Origin of the sequence: Bartonella sp. A1379B, from assembly GCF_002022485.1 — a bacterium.
GTDB lineage: Bacteria > Pseudomonadota > Alphaproteobacteria > Rhizobiales > Rhizobiaceae > Bartonella > Bartonella rochalimae.
In genome coordinates, this window is sequence record NZ_CP019780.1 from 686248 (window position 1) to 703789 (window position 17542).

At 34.4% G+C, this 17542-nt stretch carries 12 protein-coding genes; 5 read left to right on the top strand and 7 right to left on the bottom strand.

Annotated features, from left to right (window positions below; all coding sequences use genetic code 11):
* Nucleotides 1–215 precede the first annotated feature (215 nt).
* Nucleotides 216–2321, top strand: coding sequence for an ATP-dependent DNA helicase RecG (gene recG / locus BA1379B_RS02990; protein WP_078692367.1), 2106 nt, complete (start codon nucleotides 216–218; stop codon nucleotides 2319–2321).
* 232 nt (nucleotides 2322–2553) lie between these two features.
* Here recG and glmS read toward each other — a convergent pair whose 3' ends face one another.
* The 5 genes from glmS to erpA form a co-directional block, all read right to left on the bottom strand.
* Nucleotides 2554–4374, bottom strand: a complete 1821-nt coding sequence (glmS, locus tag BA1379B_RS02995; protein WP_078673780.1) for a glutamine--fructose-6-phosphate transaminase (isomerizing) — start codon at nucleotides 4372–4374, stop codon at nucleotides 2554–2556.
* Between the two features lie 179 nt (nucleotides 4375–4553).
* Nucleotides 4554–5903, bottom strand: coding sequence for a bifunctional UDP-N-acetylglucosamine diphosphorylase/glucosamine-1-phosphate N-acetyltransferase GlmU (gene glmU / locus BA1379B_RS03000; protein ID WP_078673781.1), 1350 nt, complete (start codon nucleotides 5901–5903; stop codon nucleotides 4554–4556).
* Nucleotides 5904–5917: 14 nt separating this feature from the next.
* Nucleotides 5918–6706 (bottom strand): cytochrome c biogenesis CcdA family protein, encoded by a 789-nt coding sequence (locus tag BA1379B_RS03005; RefSeq protein WP_078673782.1) that lies wholly within the window; start codon nucleotides 6704–6706, stop codon nucleotides 5918–5920.
* 67 nt (nucleotides 6707–6773) lie between these two features.
* Nucleotides 6774–7736, bottom strand: a complete 963-nt coding sequence (locus BA1379B_RS03010) for a hypothetical protein (RefSeq protein WP_078692368.1) — start codon at nucleotides 7734–7736, stop codon at nucleotides 6774–6776.
* A gap of 60 nt (nucleotides 7737–7796) precedes the next feature.
* Nucleotides 7797–8120 (bottom strand): iron-sulfur cluster insertion protein ErpA, encoded by a 324-nt coding sequence (gene erpA / locus BA1379B_RS03015; protein ID WP_078673784.1) that lies wholly within the window; start codon nucleotides 8118–8120, stop codon nucleotides 7797–7799.
* 116 nt (nucleotides 8121–8236) lie between these two features.
* On the opposite strand from erpA, the gene BA1379B_RS03020 reads away from it, so the two are divergent.
* The 3 genes from BA1379B_RS03020 (at nucleotide 8237) to BA1379B_RS03030 (ending at nucleotide 14018) form a co-directional block, all read left to right on the top strand.
* Complete coding sequence (locus tag BA1379B_RS03020) at nucleotides 8237–9466, top strand: deoxyguanosinetriphosphate triphosphohydrolase (protein ID WP_078692369.1); 1230 nt, start codon at nucleotides 8237–8239, stop codon at nucleotides 9464–9466.
* Between the two features lie 2 nt (nucleotides 9467–9468).
* Entirely contained in the window at nucleotides 9469–11235 is a 1767-nt protein-coding gene (gene argS, locus BA1379B_RS03025) for an arginine--tRNA ligase (protein WP_078673786.1), read from the top strand.
* A gap of 167 nt (nucleotides 11236–11402) precedes the next feature.
* Complete coding sequence (locus BA1379B_RS03030) at nucleotides 11403–14018, top strand: SPOR domain-containing protein (RefSeq protein ID WP_078692370.1); 2616 nt, start codon at nucleotides 11403–11405, stop codon at nucleotides 14016–14018.
* A 180-nt stretch (nucleotides 14019–14198) separates the two neighbouring features.
* Here the strand turns inward: BA1379B_RS03030 and BA1379B_RS03035 are convergent, their stop codons facing one another.
* The gene (locus tag BA1379B_RS03035) at nucleotides 14199–14450 is read right to left on the bottom strand and encodes a hypothetical protein (RefSeq protein ID WP_035005708.1); all 252 of its coding nucleotides are present in this window, start codon (nucleotides 14448–14450) and stop codon (nucleotides 14199–14201) included.
* A gap of 270 nt (nucleotides 14451–14720) precedes the next feature.
* On the opposite strand from BA1379B_RS03035, the gene BA1379B_RS03040 reads away from it, so the two are divergent.
* Nucleotides 14721–15827 carry a branched-chain amino acid aminotransferase gene (locus tag BA1379B_RS03040; RefSeq protein ID WP_078673788.1) on the top strand — a complete coding sequence of 369 codons (1107 nt, stop codon included), beginning with the start codon at nucleotides 14721–14723 and terminating at the stop codon, nucleotides 15825–15827.
* Nucleotides 15828–15925: 98 nt separating this feature from the next.
* Here BA1379B_RS03040 and glpX read toward each other — a convergent pair whose 3' ends face one another.
* A complete protein-coding gene (glpX, locus tag BA1379B_RS03045; RefSeq protein ID WP_078673789.1) occupies nucleotides 15926–16915 on the bottom strand; it encodes a class II fructose-bisphosphatase in 990 nt (329 codons plus the stop codon).
* Between the last annotated feature and the right edge of the window lie 627 nt (nucleotides 16916–17542).

A 17542-nucleotide genomic window follows, 5' to 3' on the forward strand; every position in this document is an offset into this window, starting at 1 on the left:
TAAAAAAATATATAAATAAAATAGAGTAGCATATAAAATGATTAATGTTGATTATCTTTTTATCATGTTCTTATTTTCTTCATTATCGGACTATTTAATTCCATAACCCACATCTTAAGAAAACAATAATGCAACTATTTTTATATACTGAGTGATTTATCTTCAAAAAGTTCTTTCTAAATACTAGAAAAAAACAAAGAGAGCTAAATTTTCGTATGCGTCCAAGCCTTCTGAATCCCCTTTTTACCTCTATTAACACCCTCGCTGGAGTTAATACAAAAATATGTTCTTTATTTGCTAAAGTTTTAAATATTAATCTTGTGCAACGCGAACCTACTCTTATTGATCTTCTTCGATTGATGCCTCATTCTGTTATAGACCGCAGAAAACAACCCAATATTTCTTTCGCACAAGAAGGAGATATTGTTACTCTTGAAATTATTATCGATCAACATATACCACCAACGAATCACAGTCGAGCACCTTATCGTGTCATTGGTTATGATCGAACAGGTACAATAAATTTAATATTTTTTCACGCCCAACGCTCTTGGCTAGAGAAGCAATTGCCAAAAGGGAAAAAAGTAATCGTATCAGGTAAAGTAGAACGGTTTAAAGGGCAGCTTTCAATGATTCACCCTGATCATATACTTTTTTATGAACAACTCGATCAGATGCCATTTATTGAACCGATTTATCCCTCTACTGCAGGGCTTTCCACAAAGACACTAAGACGAGCAACGAAAAAAGCCCTTGATTTTATTCCTTCTTTGCCAGAATGGATAGAAGAAAGTATAAAAAAGGAGCATAACTTTTCTTCTTTTGCTGTTTCTTTACGCCGCATTCACGACCCTATCAATCCTGATGATCTTACCCTAGAAAGTACAGCGCGTAAGCGTCTTGCTTATGATGAATTTTTTGCTAATCAAATAGCTCTTGGCCTTGTACGCCTAGAGACTAAATCACTTTCAGGTACTTCTCGCCCACCTACAGGTGCTTATACTAAAAAACTACTTGAAATCCTACCCTTTCAGCTTACAAATGGACAAATAAAAGCAATTAAAGATATCGAAAATGATTTAGCTTCACCTGAACCCATGTTAAGGCTTCTTCAAGGTGATGTGGGAACAGGAAAAACCGTAGTTGCACTGATGGCAATAGCTCAAATTGCTGAAAATTCAGGGCAATCAGCCTTAATGGTTCCAACAGAAGTTCTTGCTCGACAACATTTTGCTACAATCGCTCCCCTTGCTGAAAAAATCGGTTTACAAACAGCCCTATTAACTGGGCGAGAAAAAGGAAAAGTGCGCGCAAAAATTCTTGATACTATTTTATCAGGAGAAGCTTCTATCATTATCGGTACCCATGCTTTGATACAGGAGCATGTCACTTATAATAACCTTGCTCTGGCTATTATTGATGAACAACATCGTTTTGGTGTACACCAACGTCTTACCCTTACTGCAAAAGGCAATAAGCCTGACATGCTTGTTATGACAGCAACTCCTATTCCACGTACGTTGATACTAACATCTTATGGTGATATGGACGCATCAAAAATTACAGATAAACCAATTGGGCGGAATCCTATCACAACTGCAACAATTCCTTCAGAACGGATAAATGAACTTATAGAACGAATTGCTACTGCAGTACAAAAAGAAGAAAAAATTTATTGGATCTGTCCTCTTGTGGAAGAATCCAAAACTCTTCAGCTTACTTCTATTGAAAATCGCTTTGCGAGCTTACAAAAACGGTTTGGAACTCGTGTCGGTATGATACATGGAAAAATGTCTACTGATGAAAAAGAAACCGTAATGGCATCCTTTAAAAATGCTAATATATGCATTTTAGTTGCAACTACAGTCATTGAAGTAGGAGTTGATATTCCTGATGCTTCAATTATTGTTATCGAGCATGCGGAGCATTTTGGTCTTGCACAACTACACCAATTACGTGGACGTGTTGGACGAGGAAATAAAAAATCCTCCTGTATTTTACTCTATAAGGGCCCTCTCACCAAAACAGCTGAAGCACGTCTCAATATCATGCGAAATACAGAAGATGGTTTTACAATTGCTGAAGAAGATTTGCGTCTACGAGGTGAAGGCGAATTATTAGGAACACGACAATCTGGTATGCCTGAATTCTATATAGCAAACCTTGCAGTCCATCGTAATCTTTTATTTATAGCAAAAAAGAATGCGAATTTATTATTACAACGCGATCCTAATCTTTCTTCAGAACAGGGATATGCTGTGCGCTTACTTCTTTATCTTTTTGGACGCGATGATGCTCTTCAGCTATTACGTGCAGGTTAGTTTTTTAATAATTTTATCAACACAACCAACAAAAAATCAACTGTTAAACAAGATTTTCACCCACTTCAAAAAGAGAGCATATCCTCCTGTAAAGATCAAAAAGCTTATTAAAACACTCTGGTCATTGTTGATGATATATTTAAAAGTCATTTTGATAAAATAAAATGTTTTTATATATCAGTTGCAGATACTGATTTATCATTTCTATAATTCTTAAAAAATAAATCATTTTTTACTCAACGGTCACTGATTTTGCTAAATTACGTGGTTGATCAACATCTGTCCCCAACAAAACAGCTGTATGATAAGCAATTAACTGAACAGGCAAAGCATAAATAATAGGAGCAATAAACTCTGGAACATCTGGTAAAATAATAGTCGATAAGGAAGAAAAATGAGTTGCTGCTGCTTCTCCTCTTTTATCCGTTATCAAAATAATATGGCCATTACGCGCAGCAACCTCTTGCATATTAGAGAATGTTTTTCCAAACCATCTATCATAAGGGGCTACAACAATAACTGGTATTTTTTCATCAATCAGCGCAATCGGCCCATGTTTTAATTCACCAGCAGCATAACCTTCAGCATGAATATAAGAAAGTTCTTTCAGTTTGAGCGCTCCCTCTAAAGCAATTGGATAAGAAGTGCCTCGCCCAAGATAGAGTACACCTTTTGCATTTACTAAACTACGACATAATTGTTCAATTTTTTCATCCAGCTTTAAAACTTCATTTAAAATCCTAGGAACTTCTGCTAATTGCTGAACCAATTGCTGTTCTGTTGTTTTTGAAAGATATCCACGCTGTTTAGCTGCACTAAGTGCCATTGCAGCAAGAGTGGATAATTGACAAGTAAAAGCTTTTGTCGAAGCAACACCAATTTCTGGTCCTGCGAAGGTTGGTAAAACAAAATCAGCTTCTCTTGCCATCGTTGATTGCATAACATTCACAACTGTTGCTGTTTTTACACCAAGATTTCGGCAGTAGCGTAAAGACGCTAAAGTATCAGCCGTTTCACCAGACTGGGAAACAAATACCGATAACACATCAGATGTTATCGGTGGTTCACGATAACGGAATTCAGAAGCTACATCATTATCGATACTTAAAGCAGCAAAATTTTCAAACCAGTAACGCGCAACTAAAGTTGAATAGTAAGCTGTCCCACAACTAGCGAATAATACTCGATTAATCTTGCTCCAATCGATCAAACTTTCAAGCAGAATACCTTGTCTAAAATCAAGATAGTGCGTCAAATTATGTGAAATAACTTCAGGCTGTTCAAACATTTCTTTACGCATAAAATGACGATGACGACCTTTAGAAACGAGCAAAGACCCTTCAAATAAAGTCGTAATAGGGCGCTCTACTTGCCGATTATCCGTATTGTAAATTTTTATTCCTTCACGTTTGATAACTGCATAATCTCCATCTTCCAGATAGCTTATACGATTTGTAAATGGCGCTAAAGCAATCGCATCAGACCCCACAAAAAACGCATCTTTACCATAACCAATCACTAATGGTGGTCCAGAGCGAACAGCAATCATAAGATTGTCTTCACCTTCAAAAATAAGAGAAAAAGCAAAAGCACCCTGGAGTTTTTTCCAGCCTGTGTACGTTGCTTCTTGTGGAGAAAGACCATTTTTCAATTCGCGTGTAATCAAATGAGCAATAACCTCCGTATCCGTTTCTGTTTCGAAGGTATAACCGTCCTCAACGAGTTCCTTTTGTAGTTCTACAAAATTTTCAATAATGCCATTATGAACAACTGCAAGTCTCTCAGTCATATGAGGATGAGCATTTCGTTCTACAGCAATCCCATGCGTAGCCCAGCGAGTATGACCAATTCCTAAATTACCTTCCAGAGGTTTTTTTCCTAATTTTTCTTCTAAATGAACTAATTTACCTTCAGCTCGAACACGATGAAGACGCCCATTATGCACTGTCGCTAAACCAGATGAGTCATATCCTCTATACTCAAGACGCTTCAAGCCATCAATCAAATGGGATGCAACAGATTTATTTCCAAGAATTCCAATAATTCCACACATTAAAAAGCTCCAATTTACACCCCAAATTGATAATAAACATTATAAAAAATCAAACGATCTACATTCTAAATCTAAACAGCCTATAAATTATATAAATTGATATGGCATGGTCATAAATAAGAACAAGTGTCTCCATAATTATTAGATCACTATTAAAACTGAGAAATAAATAAAAACAATTAACTCTTTTTTTTATTTGCTGATAAACGCTCACGTAATTTTTCTGCACGATCCTCTTTTATAATCTGCCGTGCACGCCCCAAAGCCATACTGTCAGCGGGAACATTTTCAGTGATAACACTTCCTGAAGCGATATAGGCTCCTTCCCCTATGATCAAAGGAGAAACAAGTGCTGAATTAGAACCAATAAAAGCATTGTCTCCAATCACAATTTTATGTTTGTTAAAACCATCATAATTACAAGTAATTGTACCAGCTCCAATATTAGTATGCTTCCCAATTTCTGCATCCCCGATATAACTCAAATGGTTAATCTTGGAACACTCTCCTATTTTTGCTTGCTTAATTTCACAAAAATTTCCAATCTTAACCGATCGTTCTAACTCTGTTCCTGGTCGCAAACGCGCATAAGGTCCAATCTCTGCATCCATACCAATCACAACACCTTCTAGATAACTAAATGCGTGAATAACTGCACCAGATTGCACTTTTACTCCTGATCCGAAATAAACATTTGGTTCAATCACAACATCTGATTCAACTTCTGTATCATAAGAAAAATAAACACTTTCTGGCTTTAATATTCGAACACCAGATAACATGAGATCGCGCGCTTTACGTTTTTGCCATAAAACATCAACCTCAAAAAGCTCAAAACAATTATTAATTCCTACAACATTATCAAAAGGCACTTCCACAACCTGAATGTTTAACCCCTCACAAGCTGCAATAGAAACAATATCTGTTAGATAATATTCTCCTTTCAAATTGTTATTATTAACTTTATCTAGAAGAGAAAGAGCATACTTTCCCTTAATGGCCATTATTCCACCATTACAAAAAGAGATTTTTTTCTCTTCATCGCTTGCATCTTGTTCTTCTACAATCGCAATAATCTTACCATCTTTATTGAAAAGACGACCATAACCTGTTGGATTAGAAGTATAAAAACCAGTGACAACAACATCTGCTCCCTTAGAAAGTTGTTCACGAATTTTGACCAATGTATTTTGCTCAATTAAAGGAGTATCTCCAAAAACAATGAGAACATCATCCACTTCTTTTTCCAAAGCAATTCGTGCAGATAAAACTGCATGAGCAGTACCTAGTCGCTCTTTTTGCTCAAAAATCATCGCATTTTTTACAAATGATTGTACAGTTTTAGTAACATCTTCTGCACCAACCCCTACAACCACTGCTAATTGTGAAGAATTTAATAATTCTATTTGTCTTATCACGTGACACACAAGTGGTAACCCAGCCACTTTATGGAGGACCTTAGGAAGAGACGATTTCATACGCGTCCCTTCACCTGCTGCGAGAACAATAGAAAGACAACTTCTAACCATAAAAGCACATATAATTAACGAAAAAATCCAAATAAATTTATAATATCATGCCAACTAATCGTTTCAATATTACCTAACGAAGGATAATTTTCTAAAAGCCAAAAAGATAAATTTTGCATAGAACCTGTCAAAAATAAAATACCTGTAATAATCAGAAAAATACCTATAATTTTTTCAACTTTTCCTAAATGAACACGAAAAGCCCCTAAAAATCCCATGAAGCTACTTGAAAACAAAGCTGCTAACAGAAAAGGTACTCCAAGACCCAATGCATAAACACCCAAAAGCATAGCGCCTTCACTTACGGTTTCTTTCGTTCCTGCAAGCGTTATAATAGGCCCTAAAATTGGACCAATACATGGTGTCCAACCAAATGCAAAAGCTAACCCAATAATATAAGCTCCTAAAGGTCCAGCAGGCGTTTTTCGTGTTTGAAAGCGCGCTTCACGCAATAATAAACCAATCTTGAAAAGCCCTAAAAAATTTAAACCAAAAATAATAATGATAATTCCAGATGCAATAGCAAACCAATCACGATAGTAACCGATGAATTTGCCAAGTGTACTTGCACTTGCACCCAAGAGAACAAAAACAGTTGTAAACCCAAAAACAAAAGCAATAACAGAAGACAAAAGTACTAAGCGTACAGATGCTCTTCTATCTTGTTTTTCTGATCGAAAATCGTCAATGCTAACACCTGCCATATAGCACAAATAAGGAGGAACTAATGGCAAAACACATGGTGATAAAAAAGATAATGCACCAGCAAAAAAAACACTTAATGTTGAAAATTCTATAACCAAAACTTTAAATATCCCCTTTAACAATTACAATTAACATCCAAGTACAATTAACATCCAAGATAATGAATCACTCCATTGATTCATCAAATTGCTGTACATTTTGCGAATTTGCTATAACATTTACATCTTTATCTTGACCAGAAACTACCGAAAAAACCTTTCGATAAATTTTGTCTTTATTTTTAGCAATAGCAATATAATCACCCTCTACTAAAACAAGCAAAACATAAGCACCAACTGTTTCATAAATAATATCACCAGAGTCATTAGTGATAGACCAGCTTGTATCTGCCAGTGCTTCTCCTCCCTCTTGACGTACTAACTTTAAAATAATTTGAGCAGCTTGATGTTCAAGGGTTACTTCAGTAATTTTACCAGCTTCTACCTGAATATCTGAACGTATAATGGCATTAACTGAACCATAATGAGAAACAACACGATAATGACCAGCTTTTAAACGCACCATCGATTGTGGTTTAACATTTGCTAAGATTACACCCGTATCATCATTTTCTCTTTCATCCTCATATATAGTAAAACGCAATTCTTTTTCATTGATTATGCCATTAAATAATGTGCTATTTAAAATAATACCACCCGCATCAAGATTAAAATTTTTAACAAGGTGTTGTCTATTCTCTAAACTTACACGTTGCACAACACTTGCATGACCAAATGAAACATGAACAAGATAGCTCCCTGGTTTTAAATCAAAACGTGCGGAACCACCTTCATAAGTTGCAACCAATGGCAATTTATTGTCGCTTCCCAAAATAGGCGCATAAACACGCCACACTAATCCGCTCATAATATTTTCACTCTTATTTGTTAGTTGAGCGTGTAATATAAGCTGCGAGTATGAATCACCCTCTTCATGATCATGAGAATCCATAATAGAAGTAACTAATTCTTCTCCTTGATTCCTTTGAAATTCTCCTTCTTCAGAAAAGGTGACATTACTGCAAGTCAACAAGATAAATGTTATTATCAACCACAAAATCTGGTATGATTTTTTTATAAAAATTTCCATTTTCACATTGTTGATCAAATTGGTAATCTTTTCAAGGAGTAATATAGAAAAGTAATTATTCTAAATTGAAAAGCTCACACCACAACCACATGATGAAGTAGCGTTAGGATTATGAATTTGAAAAGATTGCCCCATAAGATCATCGACAAAATCAATTTCAGCTCCCTCCATGAAAGGAAAAGATATTGAATCAATAAATACAACCGCTCCATCTTTTTTAATAACAAAATCATCTTCTTTAATTTCAGAGACCAAATCATACTTATAAGAAAAGCCAGAACATCCTCCCCCTTCAACAGAAATACGTAAAGCTGTTTTTCCAGGTTGCTCTGCAAGTATCTGTGCAATTTGTTTGGCAGCAATATCTGAAATATTTACACTCATACGCTACTAGATCCTTGAATTAGTGAACTCAATTGTAAAGAAAGAGTATCCAAAATACATAGAATTTTGTTAATAATAAATGATTCTAAATTTAAGGTGAGAACGGATAACTTGCAATGGATATAAACAATATCAATTACAATTATCAATCTCGAGCGGTATATAGCACGAATCCTCAAAAAAGCCGTGGCAGACTATTTTATGAGGCAGAAAGTACGATACGTACACCTTTTCAACGTGATCGTGATCGTATTATTCACTCCAATGCATTTCGACGTCTTAAGCATAAAACTCAAGTTTTTATTGCTGATGAAAGTGATCATTATCGGACACGTTTGACCCATTCAATCGAAGTTTCTCAAATTGCACGTACATTAGCCCGTGCACTAAATCTTGATGAAGATCTCGCAGAAGCAATTGCCCTTGTGCATGATTTTGGGCATACACCTTTTGGCCATGCAGGAGAAGATGCTCTGAATGAAGCAATGGCACCTTATGGAGGTTTTGATCATAACGCACAAACACTACGGATTGTTACAAAACTAGAACAGCGTTATGCAGATTTTGGCGGATTAAACCTTACCTGGGAAACACTTGAAGGACTTGTGAAACATAATGGTCCTCTTTTAGGTCCTCATTCTAACAATAAAAATGTTTCTATCGATATTTTACACTATAACGCACAACACAATCTTGAGCTTAATTGCTATGCTGGACTAGAAGCGCAATGCGCAGCAGTTGCTGATGATATTGCTTACAACGCTCATGATATCGATGATGGTCTACGTTCGCACTTTTTAACAATTGATCAGTTCGAGCAAGTTTCCTTGACTGCTTCATTATTAAAAGATATCGAAAAAAAATATCCTAAACTTGACCAAACTCGACGTGGATATGAATTAGTACGTCGACAAATAACAATCATGGTTGAAGATGTAATCGAACAATCACAAAGAAATTTATCTTTTATCAAACCAAAGAGCACAAATGATGTTTATCAAGCGAAACAAACTATTATTACCTTTTCTCCAAGAATGGCTACTCAAGAAAAGCAATTAAAGGATTTTCTCTTTCAAAATCTTTATTATCACAATAAAGTTCTTGTACGTCGCAACATAGCGAAATCTATTGTACAAAAATTATTCAACTGTTATTATGAAAATCCAAACTTATTGCCTGAAAATTGGTACATTAAAATAACTAATTTAACCGATCAAGAGTTAGCGCGGCTTATTGCTGATTTTTTATCAGGTATGACCGATCATTATGCTTTGCGTGAATACCATCGGTTATTTAAGCATACAGATGATTTCGATTCACTATTTCGAATACAACATGGAATTTGAACATGAATGTTTTTAAGAATTTCGAAAATAAAATTAAAAAATTAATCGAATTATCTGATATAAAAGGAAAAAATGGTGAAATCTTAGATTTATCAAAAATCGTTGCTGACCCTCCACGTGATGCTTTACATGGCGATTTATCAACAAATGCTGCTATGGTACTTGCTAAATCTGTTGGACTAAATCCACGTGCTCTTGCTGAAAAAATTATAAAGCTCCTCAATAGTGATCAATCTGTTAGCGACATTGATTACATCGATATAGCCGGTCCTGGATTTATTAATATAAAATTTAAACAATCATTTTGGCAAAATGCCTTAAAGTTAATGATTGAAAAAGGAATATCCTATGGTCAAATTGAAATAGGACAAGGAAAAAAAATCAATATCGAATATGTTTCTGCAAATCCAACCGGGCCTATGCATGTTGGGCATTGCCGGGGTGCTGTTATTGGAGATGTTCTTGCTAATTTGCTTCAGTTTGCTGGTTATGAAGTTACTAAAGAATATTACATCAATGATGCTGGTGAACAAATAAAAGTACTCGCCCGTTCTGTAATGTTGCGTTATCGTGAAGCACTTGGACAAACAATCAGTGAAATTCCAGAAGGGCTTTATCCAGGTGAATATCTCATACCATTGGGGCAATCTCTTGCTAAAAAATTTGGTGACAAATTATTAATTATAGATCAAGAAGAAGCTTTATCTACAATACAGGAACACGCAATTGATGCAATGATGGCAATGATTCGCAAAGATCTAGCCGCTCTTAATATTTATCATGATGTCTTTTTCTCGGAACGCACGCTTTACGAAAATAACGCGCAAGCCATCCGTAGTACTATTACTGATCTTACTTTAAGTGGTTATATCTATAAGGGTATACTGCCACCACCAAAAGGGAAAAACGTAGAGGATTGGGAACCACGCGAACAGACCTTATTTCGTTCAACTGACATTGGTGACGACCAAGATCGTGCTCTAATTAAATCAGATAATTCTTATACTTATTTTGCAACTGACGTTGCTTATTTTCGTGATAAATTTAATCGCCACTTTGATGAAATGATTTACATTCTAGGCGCTGATCACACTGGTTATGTAAAGCGATTAGAAGCTGTAGCAAAAGCAATTTCTGGAAATAAAGCCAAACTAACTGTTCTCTTGTGTCAGTTAGTGAAACTTTTTCGCGATGGTCAACCCGTACGCATGTCCAAAAGAGCTGGATCCTTTGTTACTCTTCGTGATGTTGTAGAAGAAGTTGGCCGTGACCCAGTTCGTTTTATGATGCTTTATCGTAAATGCGAAGCACCTCTTGATTTTGATTTCGCAAAAGTAACAGAACAATCGAAAGATAACCCGGTTTTTTATGTACAATATGCACATGCACGTTGTCATTCAGTCTTTCGTCAAGCGCAAGAAGTCTTCCGTACTGAAAATCCTTCAAACAGTACAATGATTGCGCATCTTGACCAATTAGTCGATGAGAATGAAATATTGTTAATACGCAAACTCACCGAATATCCACGGATCATTGAACAAGCCGTCATTTACAAAGAACCACATCGATTAGCGTTTTATCTTTATGACCTTGCATCAAACTTCCATGGACATTGGAATAAGGGCAATGACAATCCTAATTTACGTTTTATTAAACCTGATAATAAAGAATTATCACTAGCCAGACTTGGATTAATTCAAGCTATTATTAATATTTTATCATCAGGGCTCACAATTATTGGAGTAAAAGCACTAACAGAAATGCGTTGAAAAAGTTCTATAAATATATAAAATGAGTATTTGATTTAGAATATTTTTTGTATATTCTTTAATTGGTAAAAACTTAAATTTAATATACAGTAAATTAGTTTAATATACAATGGAATGGAATTAATAGTTGTACATAAAAAAATGCAGATTTTCATGCGAGAAAACCTATGAGCGATAATGATCGCAAAAATCCAGAGGAAATGAAACAAGATCATGAGCATTATGATCCGGTGGAAAGGCTTACGCAAATTTTCAATTCAAATTTAGAAAATAAAAAAAAGAATGCTCAGAATCCTGATTCTTCATTAAAATCGGAACATTTGGAATCTGAAAATTCTGGAGACTCTTCTTCATTTGATTTGCCTTTTCTGGAAGAAATTACTGAAAATAATTTAGCTGGCGAATTACCATTTGATGACAATGAACAATGGGCTCCACAATTAGATACCGACAACCAAAACTATAGGAATGTAGCCGAATATTCTCCTCATAATGAAGAACAAATTTTAAATACACTTTCTCCATTACCTATCCCAAGCTCTCAGACAACACAAAACACCTCAGAGACTGTCAATATTAACTCTTCTTTTGAAACCAATAATTTCAATGCACAAATACAAAATTCTTTTCCTGATGAAGTGAGTACACAAAGTAGATATATATCTTCTAATGCAGCTCTTTATAAAGAGGCTAAGACTCCTTTACAAATGCAAGACCAACAGTCAGATATTTATAGTGTCAAGCCAAAGTATGCTTATCAGAAAAATACTTACAATACATCTGTAAATTACTCATATGAAAGACCAACTACTCAACAAAATTTTGTTGAAGATCGTCAAGTTAATGTACCAATTTCCTCCATGGATACGCGTATATTTTCTTCATCTGTTAATACAGTTTCAAATATAAACAGCGCTACAATGGATAAATCAACGAATGTTTCATCTATGATGGATTCATCACCCACTGATAAATCCGTTAGTTTAGAAGACTTTTCACAAGAACAGCATATCATTAATCATAATGAAACAGAACCTTTAAAAGAAGATAATGAAACAAAATATTCATTATATAATAATGCTCAAATTCAATATACTAAAAATGATAATCATAGTATTAAAAATAACTCTCAAAATAATGAACAAAGAGAGCAACATAACCAAAACAATTTAAATTATACACAATCCTCATTAAAGACTTTTAATATTGCACAAACTAATAGTTTTCCTATAGAAAGCTCTTCGCATAGCGATAATTCTCCTCCTAATGTTGATACCTATAAATTTGCAGAGGAAATAGTAGAACAGACTGAACCAATTATGGTCTCAGAAGTTTCATATGAAGAACCAAAATACGATGTATCTAATGATGGTTTAGAAAAAGAATTTACTGATGTATTCGGCGTAGGTAGCACTATAACCAAAAATTTTTCTCAAAAACAGCAAAGTGAAGTTTTTTATCCTGCTAAAAAAAATCTAACAGCGAATTTACATATAAATACTCAAGAACCAAATACCAACTATTCTTCTCCTGAGAATGGGAAACATTATTACTCTTCTTTTCCTGAAGATTCACAATATGGATATGCAAATGAGATACCTGCTAATACATTAGAAAATTCTTCCCCAAAAAGTTTTTCTATTGTAGGAATTCTCTCTAAAAGTCTTGCTTTTCTTATTTTGGCTGCAATTGGTCTTGTCAGTTATGTTCACTTTTTTATGTTATCAGACACGAATGAAAGTCCAAATATTATTCGTGCTGATAATACGCCTTTTAAAGTCAAACCAGAAATAACCGAATCTGAAAGTAATATTACGCAGAATTTAGATCTTTACAAACAGATAACCGAAAAAAATGAGAAGCAAGAAAATGTGCAGCAATTTCTTTTTGATAATTCTGAAGCACCTGAAGATTTAATAGTGTTAAACAAGAAAGGATCCGAAAATCCTACAGCTTCTTCTCTTAATGAAGCACCATCAGAAGATTTAACAGCGTTAAACAAGAAAGGATCCGAAAATCCTACAGCTTCTTCTCTTAATGAAGCACCATCAGAAGATTTAACAGTGTTAAATAAAAAAGAACCTGAAAATCCTACAACTTCTCCCCTTAATGAAGCTTATGTTGAAGATGCAATTACTGCAGCGCTTAATCATACTGTTCCGACACATGAAGTTAAAACTGTTGTTGTAAAACCAGATGGTACAATTGTAGTAAATCCAGTTCACTACAAAAATGAAGAGCCTTTTGCTCAATCTGAAGTGACTAAAAAAACTGTATCTGAACAATCTCAAAAACAATCATCTGTTTCTTCACAATTACCTGATGTAAAGAACAATGAAAACAATCAAGAAAAAACGCAACATACTCCTACAACTGATATTGACCACATTATCACAGAAAGTAATGCTATCTCTACTATTCAAGAAAAAACTCGAAATTCACTTATACCAATTCCTTCACCTGCCCAATTGAATTCAAAGATTCCAATGCCAACTTCCGCTCATTCAAATTCTTCAGGACAAACAGCAGTACAAAATGGTGAAAAATATTATGTGCAACTTTCATCCCAACCCACTCCTGAATTAGCACAAAATTCTTTGAGAAAAATAAAATCTAAATTTGGATCTATTATTGGTTCTTGGCCATTAAATATTCAATCTGCCCTCATATCAGGGAAAGGTACCTACTACCGTGTTCGAATTCAAACACAAAACCGTAATGAAGCTGTAAGCCTTTGTGAAAATATCAAACAATCTGGGGGAAGCTGTTTTATCACAAACTAAACAAATGTAATGACAGCCTAAACAACTGTCATTCTATTTTATTCGTTCTCTTCTCTTTCTCTAGATGTTATAGTTAATATCAAAATTATTCTTTAGGATGCTTCATTTTCTTTATTTGTGTCAATCTCATTTTTTATCTATACAGAATCTACTTTATAAAATGATAAAGTATCGTTCTTTTTAAGGTATCGGAGGCACTATTGAATTTTGTGTTGGATTCGTTGTTGTCTGATTTACTCCTGTCTTATTCCTGTTAGGGATATGTTCTGATGATTTATTCCAAAAAGACCCTAAAAAAGCGACAATAAGCCAAATAAAGAGAAGAGAAAGAATAATAGTAAAAATACTTTTACCAATTGAATTAGACCATTTACAGTTTCTTTTTTCTACAGCTTTCTGCTGATCATATATTGGATATTTTTTTTCAATCATAGCGAATTCCTTTACTTGTTAATCATAATTCAATGATAAAAATATTTACAGTATCTCGAAAAACGCTGTGTATATATAAAAGTTCCAAACTCCTTGATACGAATTATAATCAAAATTCTAATAATAGAATATCTATTAATAGTTGCTAGAGTCTATATTATATGATGAAAATATTGACATAAGAAAATTGCCAATAATAATATTATAGAAACTTTTTATTATCTTGCCAAAAGATATAGAAATAAAATCTTGTTTCAGAAAGTTTAACTTATGAATTCTCCTAAATCATCATTTTTGTTTAAAATAGATAAACATCCTTCACCTTTATCAGATAAAAAGCGTGAAGAAATTCTGAAAAGCCCTGGTTTTGGTCAATTTTTTACAGACCATATGGCTCTTATTAAATGGACTAAAGATAAAGGTTGGCATGATGCTATTATTTCTCAATACAAACCTTTAGAAATTAGTCCATCAAGTGTCATTTTGCATTATGCGCAGGGAATCTTTGAAGGCTTAAAAGCATATCGAGCAAAGGATGGACGTATTTTACTATTTCGCCCTGAGGCTAATGCACAACGTTTTATGGAATCAGCAAAACGATTAGCTATGCCTGAATTACCAAAGGGTATCTTTTTGGATGCAGTGAACCAATTAGTAAAAATTGATCAAAAATGGGTTTCTAATCATCCAAATGCTAGCCTCTATTTACGCCCTTTTATGTTTGGCAACGACAGCCTATTGAAAGTTCATCCTTCTCTAGAATATATCTTTTGTGTCATAGCATCTCCAGCTGAATCATATTTTACAGGACAAAAAACAACTATTAGCGTATGGCTCGAAACAGACTACAGCCGTGCTGGCCCTGGTGGTACAGGAACTGCTAAATGTGGCGGAAACTATGCAGCAAGCTTAATCGCACAAAACAATGCAACTCAAAATAATTGTAGTCAGGTACTTTTTCTTGATATGGTTGAACGAAAATGGATTGAAGAACTTGGTGGAATGAATATTTGCTTTATTATGGCTAATAATATACTTGTAACACCTGCACTCAACGGTACTATTCTAGCAGGAATAACGCGTCATTCAATTTTGAAGTTAGCACAACAAATGGGTTTAACAATAGAAGAACGCCCTTATTCTTTTGATTCACTGAAAGAAGATGTGCAAAATGGTCACCTTAAAGAAGCTTTTGCATGTGGCACAGCTGCTGTTATAACAGCAATCGGACGTATTAAATATAAAGGTGGAGAATGTATCATCGGAAATGAAGTATATGGTGAGATTACAGAAAAACTTCGTGCACAACTTATCGATATACAAAAAGGAAATATAGAAGATAAAAACGGCTGGGTACGCTCTGTGCAATTATCATAGTATCTATAATAAAAAACAAAAATATCTTCAAAAATTTATAAAGATATATTTCTCTAATCAATGCGTCCTTATTTTTATGCAATATCAGCTAAAAATCATCAGCCAAATTTCAACTGATTTCTATGTTGTGTTCTAATATTTCGAATTGTACCAGTATGTGAACGCATCACAAGACTATCTGTTTGAATATAATCACGAGTAAATTTAACACCAGACAACATATTACCATCAGTTACACCTGTTGCTGCAAATAAAACGTCACCCTTGGCCATTTCTTCCATTGTATAAACCTTATTAGGATTCTTAATCCCCATCTTGGCAGCACGAGCAATTTGTTCTTCTGTATTAAATTGTAAACGTCCTTGCATTTGTCCACCAGTACAACGTAAAGCTGCCGCAGCTAATACACCTTCTGGTGCTCCACCAATACCCATATAAATATCAATACCTGTTGCCTCTGAATCAGTTGTATGAATAACAGCAGCAACATCTCCATCACTAATTAAACGAATTGCTGCACCAGTCATACGCACTTTATTAATCAATTCTGCATGACGAGGCCGATCCATAATGCAGACAGTAATTTGATTAACATCTATTCCTTTGGCTTTTGCAAGAGCATGAATATTATCGGCAGGATTCGCATCTATATCAACCACTCCCTTTGGATAACCAGGACCGATAGCTATTTTTTCCATATAAACATCAGGAGCATAAAGTAAATTCCCTTTTTGGGCAATTGCAATCACAGCAAGTGAATTAGCAAGATTTTTTGCACAAATAGTTGTTCCTTCAAGTGGATCAAGAGCGATGTCAACAGCTACTCCATTTTGAAGTCCTACTTTTTCTCCAATATAAAGCATAGGAGCTTCATCACGCTCTCCCTCACCAATTACAACCATGCCATCAATAGGTAAACAATTAAGTTCTCGACGCATCGCATCCACAGCAGCTTGATCGGCTGCTTTTTCATCACCACGTCCTCGCCAACGCGCAGCTGCAACAGCGGCATACTCAGTCACACGTACTAATTCAAGGGTTAAAATACGATCGAGTCGATTTAAGATCTTTTGAGTTGATTGGGTCATATAAAAAATCCTATTGAATTAGTATTCACAAAACGACATTAGCATTTTATTCTTAAATATCAAGAATACAGCTTTTGCAAAGATGAAAGATTTTCACAAGAAAAAAACTATAATCTAATTCCTCTTAGTACTCATTAACTAACCTAGGAATCTTTATATAGGATTGTAGCTTGTAAATATTTATCTGCTTTAATGAACTCTTTTCACTTTATATACATTATTTTCAGCTTCGCGATGCGTATTTTCTTCCAGCTTATTTACATTATATAAACAGTAGCTTGTGATTGTTTTATTAATGGATCAGTAAACATATAATCGCCATACTTCAGTCAATTGTTCTATAAACAATTTTCATTTTTATTAAAAAATGCAGATGCAGATCTTCTTGAAATGACTTTTTATGTTAATAATGCTTTTTTATGAATCAATCTACAATAACGAATAAAATAATACTCAAAAGTATATTACATTATAAAATCCCTAACTTGATCATCTTCATCTATTTTTTTATTGGAAAAAATAAAAGTATTACTATTGTTGTATACTAAAATGTATTACCGATTGTTATCAGATATTGTATCATTTAAAATCTTGTAAAATAAGCCTAGATTATATAATCTCCTAGGC